This is a genomic window from Paraburkholderia sp. J10-1 (genome assembly GCF_905220165.1).
Classification (GTDB): Bacteria; Pseudomonadota; Gammaproteobacteria; order Burkholderiales; family Burkholderiaceae; genus Paraburkholderia.
The window spans coordinates 13,880-31,068 of the sequence record NZ_CAJMYW010000020.1 but is presented as its reverse complement, the minus strand read 5'-3'; the positions used below and the strand labels follow the sequence as shown (position 1 = coordinate 31,068).

The window sequence follows — 17,189 nt, the reverse complement described above, 5'->3', positions numbered from 1 at the left end:
AGCGCGAGGCGCCCGTGACATCCGTTGCGCTTTGCGAGACTTCGGTTGCCTTGGCCGGTTGGCCGTGGCGATAAAAGCCGCCCATCAGCTCGATGAGCGAGTCGCGCTGATCGCCGCTCGACGTGTTGAGCGCATGCGTCGGACCGTGGATCAGCTTGTTGGTGAGCGACTGCGACAGCGCTTCGAGCACGGCGGACGGGTCGTCGCCGCGCGCAAGCATCTTGCGGGCGCGTTCGAGCTCGGTGCGACGCAGCGCGTCGGCCTGCGTGTGCATGTGGCGGATGACCGGCACGATACTGCGCGAGTCGAGCCACTGCATGAAGTTCGCCACGCGCGACTCGATGATCGTCTCCGCTTGCGCGACGGCGGCCTGGCGCGAGGCATTGCCTTCGCGCACGATCGTGCCGAGATCGTCGACGGTATAGAGGAACACGTCTTCGAGCTGGGCGACTTCGGGCTCGATGTCGCGGGGCACCGCGAGATCGACCATGAAAATGGGGCGGTGACGACGCGCCTTCACCGCGCGCTCCACGGCACCCAAACCGATGATAGGCAGCGTGGACGCCGTGCACGAGACGATGATGTCGAACTCGTGCATGCGCGTAGGCAGGTCGGAGAGCGGAATGGCGCGCCCGCCGAAACGTTCGGCAACATAGCGCCCGCGCTCGGCGGTGCGGTTTGCGACGACCAGTTCGCGCGGCTGCTGCGCGGCGAAGTGCGCGGCGCACAGTTCGATCATCTCGCCCGCGCCGATGAAGAGCACGCGCTGATTGGCGATCTTGTCGAAGATGCGCTGCGCGAGGCGCACGGCGGCGGCGGCCATGGAGACCGATTGCGCGCCAATTTCGGTCGTGCTGCGCACTTCCTTCGCCACGGCGAAGGTGCGCTGGAACAACTGGTTCAAATAGGTGCCGAGCGCGCCCGCTTCGGTCGCGGTGCGCACCGCGGTCTTCATCTGGCCGACGATCTGCGTTTCGCCCAGCACCATCGAATCGAGCCCCGAAGCCACCCGGAACGCGTGACGCACCGCTTCGGACTGCGGCAGCGTGTAGACGTGCGGCGCAAGTTCCTCTTCGCGGATGCCGTGGTAATGCGAAAGCCAGCTCACGGCGGCGTCGCGCGAGCTTTGCGCGTCGGTCGCGCAGTAAAGCTCGGTGCGGTTGCAGGTGGAGAGAATGGCGGCTTCCGGCGCGCTCAGCGAACGCTTGCCGGACCACGCTTCCTTGAACAGGGCGAGCGCGGGCTTGATCTGTTCGAGCGGAAACGCCACGCGTTCGCGCAAGGCGACGGGCGCGGTGTGGTGATTGATTCCGATCGTTAGAAGCTGCATACCATGGGGGCGAGATTTAGGCGGATATTATAACTTTTCCTCGCTTCCGACATTCGCGTCGACAGAGTCCGACACTCCGGCAGGTGATATGGGGAGTCTTTCGAGCTGGTAGCCAAAGCCGTACAAAGTGGTCAAACGCCAGCCGTACTCGGGCCCGAGCTGCAATTTGCTGCGCAGGCGAGAGGCGTGTGTGTCGAGCGTGCGCGACCGAACGTCGCGGTTCAAATTCCACACGGTTTCGAGGATGCGCGCTCGCGAAACGGGGCGCGATGCGTTGGTGAAGAGCAGCAGCGCGAAGCGGTATTCCTTGGGCGTGAGCGTGACAGTGTGACCCCGAAACGATACTTCGTAACGCCCGGAATCGAAGAGGTAGTCCCCAAAGCCATGACGGGCGCGGTTGCGTGGCCGGCGTACGCCGGCGCGGCGCAGGAGCGCGTCGATGCGCGCGAGCATTTCAGGGCCGCGCACGGGCTTGGCGATGCAATCGTCCGCACCGGCCTGCAGGCTCGCGACGATCTCGCTTTCATGGGGCGCGAGCATCAGGGCGATGGCGGGCAGACCGGGGAGTAACCTGCGCGCCTGGGGGATGACGTCGTCAGCGCCGACGTCGCCGCACCACCATGCCGCGATCAACAGGTCGAAGGTTTCGTCTTCGAGGGTTTCGAAGAGCTGGGCGCCAAGCGGGAAGTGCTGGCATGCGTGCCCGCCCGCAATGAGCAGGCGGACGAGGGTTTCGGCCTGACCGGCGTCTGGTTCGACAAGGGCGATTCGCATACGAGAGAGTGCGGCTGGAGCGGCCCGGATGCGCTTGCCTTGCGCCATCCTGCCCCCTACACTCAACCGCTACGCGGGAAGCGCCGAGCCGACCGTTTTCCAGTTTTAAAAGAGACTAACCAAGTTGCAAATGCTAGCTCTCGTGCTTCGGCAGTCCTATCAGACTTATCCGAAAACCTATAGGACAAGTCTTTAATGGGCTGGACCGGTATTGTCATTCTTGGTCTGGTGGTGGGCTGTGCGGGATGGTGGCTCCATCCCCAGCGCCGTGCCGCACGCCACTCGCTCGCACTGGCGGTCGTGGCCGGCGTGCTCGGTGCGGCGCTCGCGAACGCGGCCGGCAGTGCAACCGGTCTTTTCTACGATGGCGAGTTGCTCCAGTGGCCGCTTTGCACGGCACTCGCGCTCGTTTTCGTGGGTGTGTGCGTGGCGCTGCGCGCGCGGCGCAGCTAGCCGCGCGCAGCCGCCTTAGGCCAAACCCAGATCTTCCGCTTCGAATTCTTCGCAGGTGAAAACATGAACGCCCGACTCCCCGAAACCTCCTCGATTCCTGAACGCATTGCCGCCCTGCGCGCCGCGATGGCGCGCGCTGGCGTGGATGCCGCGCTCGTGCCGTCCGCCGATCCGCATCTGTCCGAATACCTGCCGCGCCGCTGGCAGGGGCGCGAATGGCTCTCGGGCTTCACGGGCTCGGTAGGCACGCTCGTGGTGACGAAGGATTTTGCGGGCGTCTGGGTCGACAGCCGTTACTGGGTGCAAGCCGAGCAGCAACTGGCCGGCACCGGCATTCAGCTCATGAAGATGATGGGCGGCCAGCAGAGCGCACCGCACATCGACTGGCTCGCGCAGAACGTGAGCGCGGGCGGCGCGGTGGCCGTGGACGGCGCGGTGCTCGGCGTGGCCTCGGCGCGCGCGCTGGCCGATGCGCTCAAGGCGCGCGACGTCGCGCTGCGCACGGACCTCGATCTGCTCGACGACGTCTGGCAGGGCCGCCCGTCGCTGCCGCTCGAGCCCGTGTACGAGCACGTCGCGCCGCACGCCGACACGAGCCGCGCCGGCAAGCTCGACCAGGTGCGCCGCGCGATGCAGGAGAAGGGCGCGCAGTGGCATTTCGTCTCCACGCTCGACGACCTCGCCTGGCTCTTCAACCTGCGCGGCGCGGACGTCAACTACAACCCGGTGTTCGTCGCGCACGCGCTGATCGGGCCGGACGAGGCGACGCTTTTCGTCGCCGACGGCAAGGTGAGCGAGGCGCTCGTGCAGTCGCTCGCGAAAGACAAGGTGCGCGTCGCGCCCTATGCCGAGGCCGCCGCCGCGCTCGCGGCGCTGCCCGCGAAGGCCGCGCTGCTCGTCGATCCGCGCCGCGTGACGTACGGCTTGCTGCAGGCGGTGTCGTCGGCGGTGAAGCTCGTGGAGTCGGTCAATCCGAGCACGTTCTTCAAATCGCGCAAGACGGCCGCCGAAGCGGATCACGTGCGCGCGACCATGGAGCAGGACGGCGCGGCGCTCGCCGAATTCTTCGCGTGGTTCGAGGCCGCGCTTGGCCGCGAGACCATCACCGAACTGACCATCGACGAAAAGCTTTCCGCCGCGCGTGCGCGCCGTGCGGGCTTCAAGTCGCTCTCGTTCGCGACGATCGCGGGCTTCAACGCGAACGGCGCGATGCCGCACTACCGCGCCACGCCCGAATCGCACAGCGTGATCGAAGGCAATGGCCTGCTGCTCATCGACTCGGGCGGCCAGTACCTCGACGGCACCACCGACATCACGCGTGTCGTGCCGGTGGGCACACCGAGCGCGGAGCAAAAGCGCGACTTCACGCTCGTGCTCAAGGGCATGATGGCGCTCTCGCGCGCGAAGTTCCCGCGCGGCATCCGCTCGCCGATGCTCGACGCCATCGCGCGCGCGCCGATCTGGGAAGCGGGTGCGGACTACGGCCACGGCACCGGCCACGGTGTGGGCTACTTCCTGAACGTGCACGAAGGTCCGCAGGTCATATCGCACTACGCGCCGGCCGAGCCCTGGACCGCGATGGAAGAGGGCATGATCACTTCGGTCGAGCCGGGCATCTACCGGCCGGGCAAGTGGGGCGTGCGCATCGAGAATCTCGTGCTGAACCAGCGCGCCGAAACGACCGAATTCGGCGACTTCCTCGACTTCGAGACGCTCACGCTTTGTCCGATCGACACGCGCTGCATTGATCTGGCGCTCTTGCGCGCGGACGAGCGTGAATGGCTCAATGCGTACCACCAGACGGTGCGTGTGCGCGTGGCGCCGCACGTGAGCGGCGATGCGCTCGCGTGGCTCGAAAAGCGCACGCAGCCGATCTGATTTCCTCTGGTAATCAATGGGTGTTCAAGCGGAGCGCAAACGCATGACGATCAAGGCAGTGGTGTTCGATTTCGGCGGGGTGCTGGTGGACTGGAGTCCCGAGCATCTCTATCGCAAGCTCATTCCCAACGACGACGAGCGCCGCTGGTTCCTCACGAACGTCTGCAAGATGGACTGGGTGATCCGCCAGGACGGCGGCGAGCCCATCGCCGTCGGCACCGAGGAACTGGTCGCGAAGTTTCCCGAGCACGAGGCGCTCATTCGGGCGTTCTACGATCGCTGGCACGAGATGGTCGCCGGGCTGCTGGAGGGCGGCGTCGCCACCTTCGAGCGCCTGGAAGCGGCGGGCGTGCCGATCTTCGGTCTCACCAACTGGTCGGCCGAGACGTTTCCGTGGGCGTGGGAGCGCTTCGGCATCCTGCGCCGCTGCCGCGATATCGTCGTGTCGGGCCGCGTGAAGCTCGTGAAGCCCGATCCGGCGATCTTCCACGAGATGTTTCGCCGTATCGACGTGCAGTTGCCTGGCGTGAAGCCCGAGGAACTCGTTTTCATCGACGACAACGCGCACAACGCCAAAGCCGCCACCGCGCTCGGCTGGCATGGCGTGCATCACACGAGCAACGCCGCCACCGACGCGAAACTGCGCGAACTCGGCCTGCCGGTCTAACCGCGCTAGCGTCCGCGCCCCTGCGCGTTATTTCGATGCAGGCGCCGGCGCCACCGGCTGCAGCAAGCTGCGCAGCGCGTCGGCGATCCCCTTCGCGGTTTGCCCGGCGCCCTTCGCCACCCCTTCTGCGCTCACGCCGAGCGCCTGTGCGAAGCCTGCGCGCAACTCCGTCATCAGGTTTTCGTTGAGCTTGAATTTCGGGTCGCGCAGGTTGCCTTCGAGCACGAAGTGCAGCGTGATCTCACCGTTGTGCGCCTTCAGTGCCGCCACGGCGGCGCGCGTCGGAATCGACAAGAAGGTGTCCACGGCGTCGCCGCTTTCCGCGAGTTGCAGGTTATGCAACGTGAGCGTGCCCGGCGCGTGCAGGTGATAGCCCCGCACGGTCGAATTCAGGTCGAGGTCGAGCGTGCCGCCCGTCACGTTAGCCTTCGCGCCAGCCTTTTTCAGCAGGTAGGGATCGATCGTGCGCACATCCATGCCGCGCAACGTCGTATGGAGTTGCGAGTCCTTGCTCGCAATCTGCATCCAGCCGTTGAACGTCATGCGTCCGGTGTGCTCCGGGCCGACGACATTGCCCGTCACCGAAACGCGCGTGGGCTCGCTCAGCGCGGGCAGATGGACATTGTCGACGCTCGCTTGCGCGCGGTTCACCGTGACGCGCCACGGCGGATTGCTCACCGAGCGATCGTAGAAGTCGAACGTGCCGTTTTCGAAGCCGATATGGTCGATGACCTTTTCCTGAGGCAGGCTGATGCCTCCCTGCGCGGCGCTCGCGTCGCTTTGCGTCATTTCTTCGCGCAGATTCGGCAGGATCTGGATCGAGCCGTTTTGCTGGCGCAGCACCGTCATCGTGAAGTCGCTCACGCTCACGTCGCGAATGTGCACGCGGTGCGAGAGCAGCGCGCGCAGGTCGGGCGTGATCGTGATTCGCGCGGCGCGCAGCGTGTCGGCGGTGGGCCAGTTGGGCGGGGGCTTCAGGCGCACGTCGGTGAGTTCGACGGACGAGAGATCGAACGCCACATTCACGCTCGCTGCCGAGCCGACGGGCGCGAGCGCGCGCTCCACGTACGCCTTTGCCTCGCGCTGCAGTGCGTAGAGCGTGCCGAGCGCCGCGAGCACGAGCAGCGCGACGACGATCGCGACGATCAGGAGAACACGGTTGCGCAGCGGCGTCGCCATACGGAATTCCTTTCGGGGGAGGACCGGAGTTCAGGCCTTGAGTGACGCGAAGTGACCCCAAGCGTAGCGGCTTTCGAGCAACCGCCATGCCGCGCGCGCCGCCAGAATGACAACGGCGGCCCGCGGGCCGCCGTTGTTTGCTATCGATCCAGCACGCTTAGCGGCTGATCGGCTTGTAGCGCAGACGCTTCGGACGCGCGGCTTCTTCGCCGAGACGCTTGATCTTGTCGGCCTCGTACTCCTGATAGTTGCCGTCGAAGAACGTGACCTGCGAGTCGCCTTCGAAAGCGAGGATGTGCGTGGCGATACGGTCGAGGAACCAGCGATCGTGCGAAATCACCATGACCGAGCCCGCGAATTCGAGCAGGGCGTCTTCGAGCGCGCGCAGCGTTTCGACGTCGAGGTCGTTCGACGGCTCGTCGAGCAGCAGAACGTTGCCGCCCGAAATGAGCGTCTTGGCCAGATGCAGGCGACCACGCTCACCGCCCGAGAGGTTGCCAACAATCTTCTGCTGATCGCCGCCCTTGAAATTGAAGCGGCCGATGTACGCGCGCGAAGGCGTTTCGTACTTGCCCACCGTCAGCACGTCCGCGCCGCCCGAGATCTCTTCGAACACGGTCTTGTTGGCGGCCAGCGCGTCGCGGCTCTGGTCGACATACGCGAGCTTGACCGTCGGGCCTTGCACGATCTCGCCCGAATCCGGCTGTTCCTTGCCCGTGAGCATGCGGAAGAGCGTCGACTTACCGGCGCCGTTCGGGCCGATGATGCCGACGATCGCGCCCGCCGGAATCTTGAAGCTCAGGTCGTCGATCAGCAGACGGTCGCCGTAAGACTTGCTGACGTTCTTGAACTCGATGACTTCGTTGCCCAGACGCTCGCCCGCCGGAATGAAGATTTCCTGCGTTTCGTTGCGCTTCTGGTAATCCGAGCTCGACAGTTCCTCGAAGCGGGCGATACGCGCCTTCGACTTCGCCTGACGTCCCTTCGGGTTCTGGCGCACCCACTCCAGTTCCTTCTTGATCGCCTTCTGGCGCGCGGATTCCGTCGCTTCTTCCTGCTTCAGGCGCTCTTCCTTCTGGTCGAGCCAGCTGGAGTAGTTGCCCTTCCAGGGAATGCCGTGGCCGCGGTCGAGTTCGAGAATCCACTCGGCGGCGTTATCGAGGAAGTAGCGGTCGTGGGTCACGGCGACCACGGTGCCCGGGAAGCGCGTGAGGAACTGCTCGAGCCACTCGACCGATTCGGCGTCGAGGTGGTTGGTCGGTTCGTCGAGCAGCAGCATGTCGGGCTTTTCGAGCAGCAGCTTGCACAGCGCCACGCGGCGCTTTTCACCGCCCGAGAGGTTGCCGATCTTCGCGTCCCAGGCCGGCAGGCGCAGGGCGTCTGCCGCGATTTCGATCTGTTGCTCCGCGCTGCCGTCGGTCGTCGCGAGAATCGCCTCGTACTTTGCCTGCTCGGCGGCGAGTGCGTCGAAGTCGGCGTCCGGCTCCGCGTAGGCCGCGTAGATTTCGTCGAGCTTCTTCTGCGCGTTGAACACGTCGCCGAGACCTTCTTCGACCGCTTCGCGCACGGTCTTTTCCGGGTCGAGCTGCGGCTCCTGCGGCAGGTAGCCGATGTTGAGGTTGGGCATCGGCGTGGCTTCGCCTTCGATGTCCTTGTCGACGCCGGCCATGATCTTGATGAGCGTGGACTTGCCCGAGCCGTTCAGGCCGAGCAGGCCGATCTTCGCGCCGGGGAAGAACGACAGCGAGATGTCCTTCAGGATCTGGCGCTTGGGCGGCACGATCTTGCCGACCCGGTTCATGGTGAAGACGTATTGGGCCATGAGAGTGTCTTTGGAAACGGGAAAAAGGGGCGGAAGTATGTCTCGAACGCGGCGTACGCCGCGTCGGAACCGCGAATTGGGGTGACGCGCAAAGCGCTATTGTACGGGGCGTGGGCGGCGGGGGAGTGACGCTTGCCTGCCGCCGCGCTCTCGCGCGCTCAGCCGTAAAAAAGCCCGCTCACGAGCGGGCTTTTTTGGCATTGCCTCGCAACTGCGCTTAGACGTTGAACAGGAAGTTCATCACGTCGCCGTCGTGCACGACGTATTCCTTGCCTTCGGCGCGCATCTTGCCGGCTTCCTTCGCGCCGGTTTCGCCCTTGTACTGGATGTAGTCGTCGAACGCGATGGTCTGCGCGCGGATGAAGCCGCGCTCGAAGTCGGTGTGGATCGCGCCGGCGGCCTGCGGTGCCGTGTCGCCGACATGGATCGTCCACGCGCGCACTTCCTTCACGCCAGCCGTGAAATACGTTTGCAGGCCGAGCAGCTTGAAGCCCGCGCGGATCACGCGGTCGAGGCCGGGCTCGTTCATGCCCATGTCGGCGAGGAAGGCGATCTTGTCTTCGTCGTCGAGGTCGGCGATTTCGGCTTCGATCGCCGCGCACACGGCCACGACCGGCGCGCCCTCGGCTTCGGCGTGCTTGCGCACGGCGTCGAGGTACGGGTTGTTCTCGAAGCCGTCGTCCTTCACGTTCGCGACGTACATCGTCTTCTTCGCGGTGATGAGGCAGAACGGCTTGAGGAGCGCCTGCTCGTCTTCGTTCAGGTCGAGCCCTCGCACGGGCTTGGCCTGGTCGAGCTGCGCGCGCACTTTTTCCAGCACGGCGACGAGCTTCGCGGCTTCCTTGTCGTTACCCGACTTCGCGGCCTTCGAGTAGCGCGTAAGCGACTTTTCGACGGTAGCGAGGTCGGCGAGTGCGAGTTCGGTGTTGATGACTTCGATGTCGGAGATCGGGTCGACCTTGCCCGCCACGTGGATCACGTTTTCGTCCTCGAAGCAGCGCACGACGTGCGTGATCGCATCGGTTTCGCGGATGTTGGCGAGGAACTGGTTGCCCAGGCCTTCACCCTTGCTCGCGCCCGCGACCAGACCCGCGATGTCGACGAACTCGACCACGGCCGGCACGACGCGCTCTGGCTTGACGATTTCCGAGAGCGCCTTCAGACGCGGATCCGGCACTTCGACCACGCCGACATTCGGCTCGATCGTGCAGAACGGGTAGTTCTCGGCCGCGATGCCCGCCTTGGTCAGCGCGTTGAAAAGGGTGGACTTGCCGACGTTAGGCAAGCCGACGATGCCGCATTGGAGGCTCATGAAAATCTCTGCATGTCAGGGTGGTGACGTGCGGCTCGCCGCGCGCGAAGGGCTCGGGGCCGGGCGTCTCGCGAAAGCGGGAGCGGCGGGCGGGGCGGCGCAGGGGGCACGTCGGGGGGCGTGACGCCGGCTCGCGCGGAGTCACGAAAACCGTAATTGTAACCTCGTCCGGGTGAGGGTTAGCCGCAGGCGTCGCCGTGCCCGTGGGATGGCGTCCTGCGACGACTTGCTGCGCCGCAACATCCGTGCCCTTCCGGCCCTGTCAGACAAGCACCCGCGGCTATAATGCGCGCATGACAGCAAGCAACCAGACCTTTGATGTCGCCGTGATCGGCGGCGGGCTCGTCGGCAAGTCGGCGGCGCTCGCGCTGACCCAGGGCGGCCTGCGCGTGGCGCTGCTCGCGCAGCCGTGCGCGCCGCTGCCCGCGGGCGCCGTGTTCGACGCGCGCGTGTACGCCTTCTCGCGCAGTTCGCAGGCGCTGTTCGAGCGGCTGCGGGTCTGGCAGGCCGCCGACGCCGCGCGCCTCACGCCCGTCTACGACATGCGCGTGTTCGGCGACGCTGCGGCGGAGCTGCACTTCTCGGCGTATCAGGCGTCGGTTGCGCAACTCGCGTGGATTGCCGAGTCGTCGGTCATCGAGCGCGCGCTCGACGCCGCGCTGAACTTCCAGCCCAATCTCGCGTGGATCGACACGCGCGCCGAGACGCTGGACGTGAAATCCGACGCGGCCGTGATCGGCCTCGCCAATGGCCGCACGATCGAAGCCGACCTCGCAATCGGCGCGGATGGCGCGCATTCGTGGGTGCGCGCGCAGATCGGCTCGAAGGTCGAGCGGCGCGAATACCGCCAAACCGGCGTGGTCGCCAATTTCCGCGCGCAAAAGCCGCACTGCGAAACGGCGTACCAGTGGTTCCGCGAGGGCGAGATCGTCGCCTTGCTGCCGCTGCCGGATCAGCACGTCTCGCTCGTCTGGTCGGCACAGACCGAACACGCCGACGCGCTGCTCAAGCTCGAGCCGGAGCAGCTTGCCGCTGAAGTCGAGCGCGTTTCGCAAAGCCAGCTCGGTGAGCTCGAGTGCGTCACGGCTGCGCGCGGGTTTCCGCTTTCGCTGCAAACCGTGGATCGGCTCGTGGCGCCGCGCGTTGCCCTGGTCGGGGACGCCGCGCATCTGATTCACCCGCTTGCGGGCCAGGGCGTGAACCTCGGTTTGCGCGACGTTGCCGCGCTCGTCGACGTCGTCACGAAGAAAGAGGCGTTCCGCGATCTCGGCGACATCGTGCTGCTGCGCCGCTACGAACGCAGCCGCCGCGAGGACATCCAGAAGCTCGTCGTCGCCACCGACGGCCTGCAGCGGCTCTTCTCGTTCCCCGGCACGCTGGCGCGCGCGGTGCGCAACACGGGCATGGCGTTCGTGGGCGCGCAGCCGCTGCTCAAGCGCTGGCTCGTGGCCTCGGCGCTCGGCTAATATTCTCAGGCTTTAGCGCTCATTGACCCCTCGAGCAGGCATTTCGGTTGCTTGAGGCCCGTGCAGCTTAGAATGGCCGTATTGGCCGCGGCCGCAGCGCATGCCGCCCCGGCCACTCAACGGAACTCAGCGCGCGTCGCCCCTCTCGCGGCGCGGGCGAATCAGGAATGCATCCCATGCAAACGCGTATTCGAATTGCCGCGCTCGTGATCGCGGTAGCCACCTCGGCGCTCGGCTGCTCGGCTCAGGCCGACCAGACTACCGACAAGATCCGGTCGGCGCTGCAGACGCGCCTCGGCATCGACGCCAGCGACATCAAGGGCATCACGAAGGCGCCGATGCCGGGCCTCTATGAGATCAACCTCGGCACGCAAATCGTCTACAGCGACGCCACTGGCGACTACGTGCTCAACGGCGAACTCATCGACACCAAGGCGCACCGCAATCTCACCGAGGCGCGCCTGAACGAAATCAACAAGGTCGATTTCGCGAAGCTGCCGTTCGAAAACGCGGTCAAGGTCGTGAAGGGCGACGGCAAGCGCAAGATGGCCGTGTTCTCCGACCCGAATTGCCCGTACTGCCATCAACTCGAAAACACGCTGAAGGCCGTGGACAACGTGACGGTCTACACCTTCCTGTATCCGGTGCTCTCGCCGGATTCGACGGCGAAGGCCAAGCAGATCTGGTGCTCGTCTGACCGCGCGAAGGCGTGGGAGTCGTGGATGGTCGACCGCAAGGCGCCCACGGCTGCCGGCACGTGCGACACGGCCGCTATCGACAGCAATCTCGCGCTCGGCCAGAAGATGAACGTGACCGGCACGCCCACCGTGATCCTCGCCGACGGTACGCGCCTGCCCGGCGCGGTCAGCGCCGACCGGCTCGAACGCGGACTGAACGGCGCGCACTGACGCCTCGCCCGAACCCGCCGGCCGCTTTCGCGGCCGGTGCTTTTTTTGCCCGGCGCTTTTTGTCCGCTCTTGCGCGCCGGGCATACTGAAATTGCATTGCAGCGTCTGCTGACCGAATCTCTCACCGATCCCACCGATGAAGCCGATCCGATACACCATCGTCCCGAAGAATCCCGCCGCGCATCTGTTCGAGGTGACGCTTACCGTGGAAGACCCCGCGCCGGACGGTCAACGCTTCATGCTGCCCGTATGGATTCCGGGCAGCTACATGGTGCGCGAGTTCGCGCGCAACATCGTCACGCTGCGCGCCTTCAACGACGCAGGCCGCAAGGTGCGCGTGACGAAGACCGACAAGCACTCGTGGCAGGCCGCGCCGGTGAAGGGCGCGCTCACGCTGCGCTACGAGGTCTACGCATGGGATATGTCGGTGCGTGCGGCGCACCTCGACGACACGGTGGGTTTCTTCAACGGCACGAGCGTGTTTCTCGCGGCGCTCGGCCATGAGGACGCGCAGCACGCGGTCGATATCCAGCGTCCGGACGGTCACGCGTATCGCCACTGGCGCGTGGGCACGGCGCTCACGGAAGCGCGCGGCACGAAGCGTTACGGCTTCGGCGAGTACACCGCCGCGAATTACGACGAACTGATCGATCATCCCGTGACGCTCGGCGAGTTCACGCTCGCGAGCTTCAAGGCGCACGGCGTGCCGCACGACATCGTGATCGCGGGCCGCGTGGTCGCGCTCGACACCGAGCGTCTCGCCGCCGACCTGAAGAAGATCTGCGAGGCGCAAATCGCGCTGTTCGAGCCGCGCACGAAGCGCGCGCCGATGGAACGCTACGTGTTCATGACGCAAGCCGTGAGCGACGGTTACGGCGGCCTCGAGCATCGCGCGTCGACGGCGCTCATCTGCAATCGCACGGATCTGCCGGTGAAGGGCAAGCCGGAGACGTCGGACGGCTATCGCACCTATCTCGGCCTGTGCAGCCACGAGTACTTCCACACCTGGAACGTGAAGCGCATCAAGCCGGCCGCATTCGTGCCGTACGACCTCACGCGTGAGGACTACACCTCGCTCTTGTGGCTATTCGAAGGCTTTACGTCCTACTACGACGACCTCATGCTCGTGCGCAGCGGGCTCATTTCCTCGGATGAATACTTCGGTCTCCTCGGCAAGACGATCGCTGGCGTGCTGCGCGGCGCGGGGCGCCTGAAGCAGAGCGTCGCGGAAAGCTCGTTCGACGCGTGGGTGAAGTACTACCGCCAGGACGAGAACGCATCGAATGCGATCGTGAGCTACTACACGAAGGGCTCGCTCGTGGCTTTGGCGTTCGATTTGTCGATTCGCGCGCAGACGAATGGCCGTAAATCGCTCGACGACGTCATGCGCCTCTTGTGGCAGCGCTATGGCCGCGACTTCTATCGCGGCAAGCCGGTGGGCGTGGGCGAGGACGACGTCGAGGCATTGATTGCCGAAGCGACCGGCGTGGAACTGGGCGTGCTCTTTAGCGACGCCGTGCGCGGTACGCGCGACCTGCCGCTCGCGACGCTGTTCGAGCCGTTCGGCGTGACGCTCGAAGGGGAGCCGGAGCGCGGCGCGAAGCCCTCGCTCGGCGCGCGGCTGCGTGGCGGCGCGGACGCAACGCTCGCGGTGGTCTACGAAGGCGGCGCGGCGCAGAAGGCGGGACTTTCGGCCGGCGACGCGCTCGTCGCGCTCGACGGCCTGCGCGTGACGGGCTCGAATCTCGACGCGCTGCTCTCGCGCTACCAGCCGGGCACGAAGGTCGAGATCCACGCGTTCCGCCGCGACGAGCTTCGCGTGGCGCGTCTGACCCTCGATGCGCCTGAAGTCGCGCGCTACAAGCTCGCCGCATCCGACAAGCGCGCGCCAGCGCGCGGCTTGCGGGACCGCTGGCTGGCGGCGTAAGCCGCACGGCAGTGCCAGAAACGGCGTGGGTGCCTGGCCCCACGCCGTTTTTTCATGCCGGGGATTGTTCTATCGCTGCAACAATCCGTCATCGGCGGACTACTTTTTCGGGGGGCGGTAAAAAAACACAATGCCTTCACTCGCGCAACGTTGCGCAACTGAGACCCGAAGGAGCCACCATGACCACGATCCTGCAAATCAATTCCGCCGCCCGCTCGCAAGGCGCCCAGTCGACGCTGCTCGTCAACGAACTGACGGCCAAGCTGCAACAAGCGAATCCGGGTGCGCAAGTCGTTACGCGTAACCTGCAAGCCGATCCGCTGCCGCACCTCGACGACGCCGTGCTCGGCGCGTTCTTCACGCCGGCCGAGCAGCGCACGCCGGAGCAGCAGGCTATCGCGGCACGCAGCGAAGCGCTGATCGCAGAACTGCAGGCAGCGGACGTCATCGTGATCGGCGCGCCGATGTACAACTTCGGCGTCTCGTCGCAGCTCAAGACGTACTTCGACTGGATCGCGCGTGCCGGCATCACGTTCCGCTACACCGCGAACGGCCCGGAAGGTCTCGTGAACGGCAAGAAGGTGCATATCGTTTCGGCGCGCGGCGGCAAGTATCAAGGCACCCCGCACGACAGCCAGACGCCGTACCTGAAGTCGTTCCTCGGCTTCCTCGGCATGACCGACGTGAACTTCATCTACGCCGAAGGCCTGAACATGGGCCCGGACGCAGCCAGCGCAGCGCTCGCGGGCGCGCGTGAGGCGATCGCTGCGGCGTAAAGTCCGCGCTTGACGGCTGCTTGACGGCTGTAAAAGAAAAAACGCCACGAGAGCGATCTCGTGGCGTTTTTTCATTGTGTGTCGCTTCGCGTTGCGTCGCGTTGCGTCGCGTTGTGTCGCGTCGCTCAAGCGAGCACGAGGCCTTCCTCCGGCAAACGCCAGTCGATCGGCTGGCGGCCTTGCGCCTCCAGATATGCGTTGGCCTGCGCAAAATGCCCGCAGCCGAGAAAGCCGCGATGCGCAGAAAGCGGCGACGGATGCGGCGCTTCCAGCACGCAATGCGCACCCGAGAGCAGCGCACGCTTGTTCTGCGCGTGCGCGCCCCACAGCATGAACACGAGATGCTCGTGGCGTGCGGCGAGTTGCTGGATCAGCGTGTCGGTGCAGCGCTCCCAGCCGCGCTTCGCGTGGCTCGCGGCGCTGGCGCGCTCGACGGTGAGCACCGTGTTCAGCAGCAGCACGCCCTGGCGCGCCCAGGCGTCGAGACAGCCGTGCGCGGGCGCCTGAATGCCGAGGCTCGCCGCGATCTCCTTGAAGATGTTGCGCAGCGAAGGCGGGGGGCGCACCGAGGGCGGCACCGAGAACGCCAGGCCGTGCGCCTGCGGCGTGCCCCGATCGTCGCCGTGGTACGGGTCCTGGCCGAGGATCACGACCTTCACGTCGTCGGGCGAGGTGAGGCGCAGCGCGCGGAACACGTCGGCGGGATAGACGGTCTTGCCGGCGGCGCGCTCGTCATCGACGAAGCGGCACAACGGCGCGTAGACGTCGCTCGCGATGAACGGCGCGAGCAATTCGCGCCAGGCGGCGGGCAGCGCGTCGAACTGGTCTTCGAGTCGCGTGGTGTCGATTCCGGCCTGCGGCGCGGCGGGTTCGTTGGACATGTCGAATGCGGACGTATTGGCAATCATCGCGGCGTGCGTGCGGGCGGGCGCGGGGAATTCGTCGGCGTCGAACAGCGAGAAGATCGTGATCTGACGCGGATCGACTTCGGGCAGCGGCGGCTCGTCGAGCGTGGCTTGCGCGGTGTCGGTCAGATCGTCGTCGAACAGCGACGCTTGCACCGGCATCGCGACGCGCGGGCGTTTCGTGGAGGTCATGGGCGGCAAGTGTCGCAGCAATTGCGCGGCGATTCAATCCGGCGCGGGCGCGGCGGCGCGGCATTTTGCGGCTTCGGCGCTGATGATGCAACTAACAGCGCTCTTTTTTTGGGGTGTTTGCGCGGCGCTTCGAGGTTGCGCCGCGTCGTTCTCAGCCTTCGCGCAGCTTGTACCCGCGCTGGGCCTTGCTGATGTCGTCCGGCGCGAGGCCTGGCAGCGCCTTGGCAAGTTCGGCAGCAAGCGTGTGCAATGCCGCTTCGTCGCCCGCCTTCAGTTCAAGCTCGATTTCGCAGATCGGCGCGCGGCGCGTTTCGCCGTTCACGTCCGCGACGATTTCGCCCTGATCGATGGCCGCTTCCACCTGTGCGCCGTCGACGTCGAGCGTCCACAGCGTGCGTGTGAAGTCGGTGCGAAAGAGCGGGATCAGGTTCGCGGCGGCATCCGAGAGCGCCGTCGACACGCCGGCCTCATCGCACTCATGCAGCAGCCGGTCGATTTCGAGCGCTTCGCCCGCCACCGGCATTTCCCACTCGTGCCGCGCGTGCAGCCCGTTTTGCGCTACACCCACGGTCTTGAACGTCTGCAGCCAGCCTTCGGGCGCGCGGCGCAGGCGCAGCGCGCTCTTTGCGCCCGCGAGTGCGAGCGCCGGCGTGTCGAAGTAGACGTTTTCGAGCCTGATGGCACGACCGGGCATACCGGCGCGCGTCTCGAACAGACGCAGCGCCGCGTCCACCTGGCCGCGCGGCAGCGCGAGCTTGATTTCGCGTTCGATACCCATCGTGCAGCGCAATCAGAAGAACATGCGGGCGAGTTCCGCGCCCGGATGTTCGGCGCGCATGAACGCTTCGCCCACGAGGAACGTGTGCACGGAGAGTGAGCGCATCTTCTCGACATCGGCGCGCGAGAGAATGCCCGACTCGGTCACGACGATTCGGTCTTCGGGCACGTCGTCGAGCATGCCGATGGTCGTATCCAGCGTGGTTTCGAACGTGCGCAGATTGCGGTTGTTGATGCCGATGAGCGGCGTCTTCAGCGTGAGCGCGTGCTTGAGTTCTTCGCGGTCGTGCACCTCGACCAGCACCGCGAGACCGAGCGAATGCGCAAGCGCCTCGAGGTCGCGCATTTCGCCGGGCTGCAGCGCGGCGGCGATCAGCAGGATCGCATCGGCGCCCATCGCGCGTGCTTCGACGATCTGGTACGGATCGACGATGAAGTCCTTGCGCAGCACCGGCAGATTGCACGCGGCGCGCGCGGCTTCGAGGTACGCCACGCTGCCCTGGAAGAACTGCACGTCGGTGAGCACGGAGAGGCAGGCCGCGCCGCCTTCGGCGTACGAGCGCGCGATTTCGGCTGGCTGGAAGTTTTCGCGCAGCACGCCTTTCGACGGACTGGCCTTCTTCACTTCGGCGATCACGGCCGCCTGGCCGTTCTCGTGCTTCGCGCGCAAGGCGCCGACGAAATCGCGCAAGTCGCGCGTGCTGGCCTGCAGACGCAGTTCTTCGAGCGGGGCGCTCTGCTCGGCGGCGCGCACTTCTTCGCGCTTGACCGCAATGATCTTTTCGAGGATGTCACTCATGATATTCGGAGGCAAAAAACGGTG

At 65.9% G+C, this 17,189-nt stretch carries 14 protein-coding genes and 1 pseudogene; 7 read left to right on the top strand and 8 right to left on the bottom strand.

The genetic code is table 11. The features are described 5' to 3' along the window. Window positions 1-43: 43 nt before the first annotated feature. Window positions 44-1,330, bottom strand: a pseudogene (gene hemA, locus U5A65_RS35225) (glutamyl-tRNA reductase); the annotation flags it as partial. Between the two features lie 27 nt (window positions 1,331-1,357). Then, on the bottom strand, window positions 1,358-2,104 hold the full coding sequence (locus U5A65_RS35220; protein WP_321915922.1) for a response regulator transcription factor: 747 nt from the start codon (window positions 2,102-2,104) through the stop codon (window positions 1,358-1,360). A 195-nt stretch (window positions 2,105-2,299) separates the two neighbouring features. On the opposite strand from U5A65_RS35220, the gene U5A65_RS35215 reads away from it, so the two are divergent. The 3 genes from U5A65_RS35215 (at window position 2,300) to U5A65_RS35205 (ending at window position 5,102) form a co-directional block, all read left to right on the top strand. Next, window positions 2,300-2,557 (top strand): hypothetical protein, encoded by a 258-nt coding sequence (locus U5A65_RS35215; RefSeq protein WP_321915862.1) that lies wholly within the window; start codon window positions 2,300-2,302, stop codon window positions 2,555-2,557. A gap of 63 nt (window positions 2,558-2,620) precedes the next feature. Continuing rightward, window positions 2,621-4,435 carry an aminopeptidase P family protein gene (locus U5A65_RS35210; protein ID WP_321949163.1) on the top strand — a complete coding sequence of 605 codons (1,815 nt, stop codon included), beginning with the start codon at window positions 2,621-2,623 and terminating at the stop codon, window positions 4,433-4,435. A 43-nt stretch (window positions 4,436-4,478) separates the two neighbouring features. Further along, complete coding sequence (locus tag U5A65_RS35205) at window positions 4,479-5,102, top strand: HAD family phosphatase (protein ID WP_321915860.1); 624 nt, start codon at window positions 4,479-4,481, stop codon at window positions 5,100-5,102. 27 nt (window positions 5,103-5,129) lie between these two features. On the opposite strand, the gene U5A65_RS35200 is transcribed toward U5A65_RS35205, so the two are convergent. The 3 genes from U5A65_RS35200 to ychF all read right to left on the bottom strand — a co-directional run bounded on the left by U5A65_RS35200 (window position 5,130) and on the right by ychF (window position 9,415). Beyond that, window positions 5,130-6,281 (bottom strand): DUF748 domain-containing protein, encoded by a 1,152-nt coding sequence (locus tag U5A65_RS35200; protein WP_321938290.1) that lies wholly within the window; start codon window positions 6,279-6,281, stop codon window positions 5,130-5,132. A 157-nt stretch (window positions 6,282-6,438) separates the two neighbouring features. Next, on the bottom strand, window positions 6,439-8,103 hold the full coding sequence (ettA, locus tag U5A65_RS35195; protein ID WP_028218401.1) for an energy-dependent translational throttle protein EttA: 1,665 nt from the start codon (window positions 8,101-8,103) through the stop codon (window positions 6,439-6,441). 217 nt (window positions 8,104-8,320) lie between these two features. Then, complete coding sequence (ychF, locus tag U5A65_RS35190) at window positions 8,321-9,415, bottom strand: redox-regulated ATPase YchF (protein WP_321915858.1); 1,095 nt, start codon at window positions 9,413-9,415, stop codon at window positions 8,321-8,323. A 293-nt stretch (window positions 9,416-9,708) separates the two neighbouring features. Here ychF and U5A65_RS35185 point away from each other — a divergent pair, with 293 nt between their 5' ends. From U5A65_RS35185 to U5A65_RS35170, 4 genes are all read left to right on the top strand, one after another. Then, window positions 9,709-10,881: a UbiH/UbiF family hydroxylase gene (locus U5A65_RS35185; protein WP_321949162.1), complete on the top strand. Its 1,173-nt coding sequence runs from the start codon at window positions 9,709-9,711 to the stop codon at window positions 10,879-10,881. Window positions 10,882-11,057: 176 nt separating this feature from the next. Beyond that, the gene (locus U5A65_RS35180; RefSeq protein ID WP_321938294.1) at window positions 11,058-11,789 is read left to right on the top strand and encodes a DsbC family protein; all 732 of its coding nucleotides are present in this window, start codon (window positions 11,058-11,060) and stop codon (window positions 11,787-11,789) included. A gap of 136 nt (window positions 11,790-11,925) precedes the next feature. Beyond that, window positions 11,926-13,716, top strand: a complete 1,791-nt coding sequence (locus U5A65_RS35175; protein ID WP_321915855.1) for a PDZ domain-containing protein — start codon at window positions 11,926-11,928, stop codon at window positions 13,714-13,716. 179 nt (window positions 13,717-13,895) lie between these two features. Further along, window positions 13,896-14,492, top strand: coding sequence for an FMN-dependent NADH-azoreductase (locus tag U5A65_RS35170; protein WP_321915854.1), 597 nt, complete (start codon window positions 13,896-13,898; stop codon window positions 14,490-14,492). Window positions 14,493-14,617: 125 nt separating this feature from the next. Here the strand turns inward: U5A65_RS35170 and U5A65_RS35165 are convergent, their stop codons facing one another. The 3 genes from U5A65_RS35165 to trpC all read right to left on the bottom strand — a co-directional run bounded on the left by U5A65_RS35165 (window position 14,618) and on the right by trpC (window position 17,165). After that, the gene (locus tag U5A65_RS35165; RefSeq protein ID WP_321949161.1) at window positions 14,618-15,589 is read right to left on the bottom strand and encodes a uracil-DNA glycosylase; all 972 of its coding nucleotides are present in this window, start codon (window positions 15,587-15,589) and stop codon (window positions 14,618-14,620) included. Between the two features lie 151 nt (window positions 15,590-15,740). Continuing rightward, window positions 15,741-16,367 carry a CYTH domain-containing protein gene (locus U5A65_RS35160; protein ID WP_321938299.1) on the bottom strand — a complete coding sequence of 209 codons (627 nt, stop codon included), beginning with the start codon at window positions 16,365-16,367 and terminating at the stop codon, window positions 15,741-15,743. 12 nt (window positions 16,368-16,379) lie between these two features. Next, window positions 16,380-17,165, bottom strand: a complete 786-nt coding sequence (gene trpC / locus U5A65_RS35155) for an indole-3-glycerol phosphate synthase TrpC (RefSeq protein ID WP_321949160.1) — start codon at window positions 17,163-17,165, stop codon at window positions 16,380-16,382. Between the last annotated feature and the right edge of the window lie 24 nt (window positions 17,166-17,189).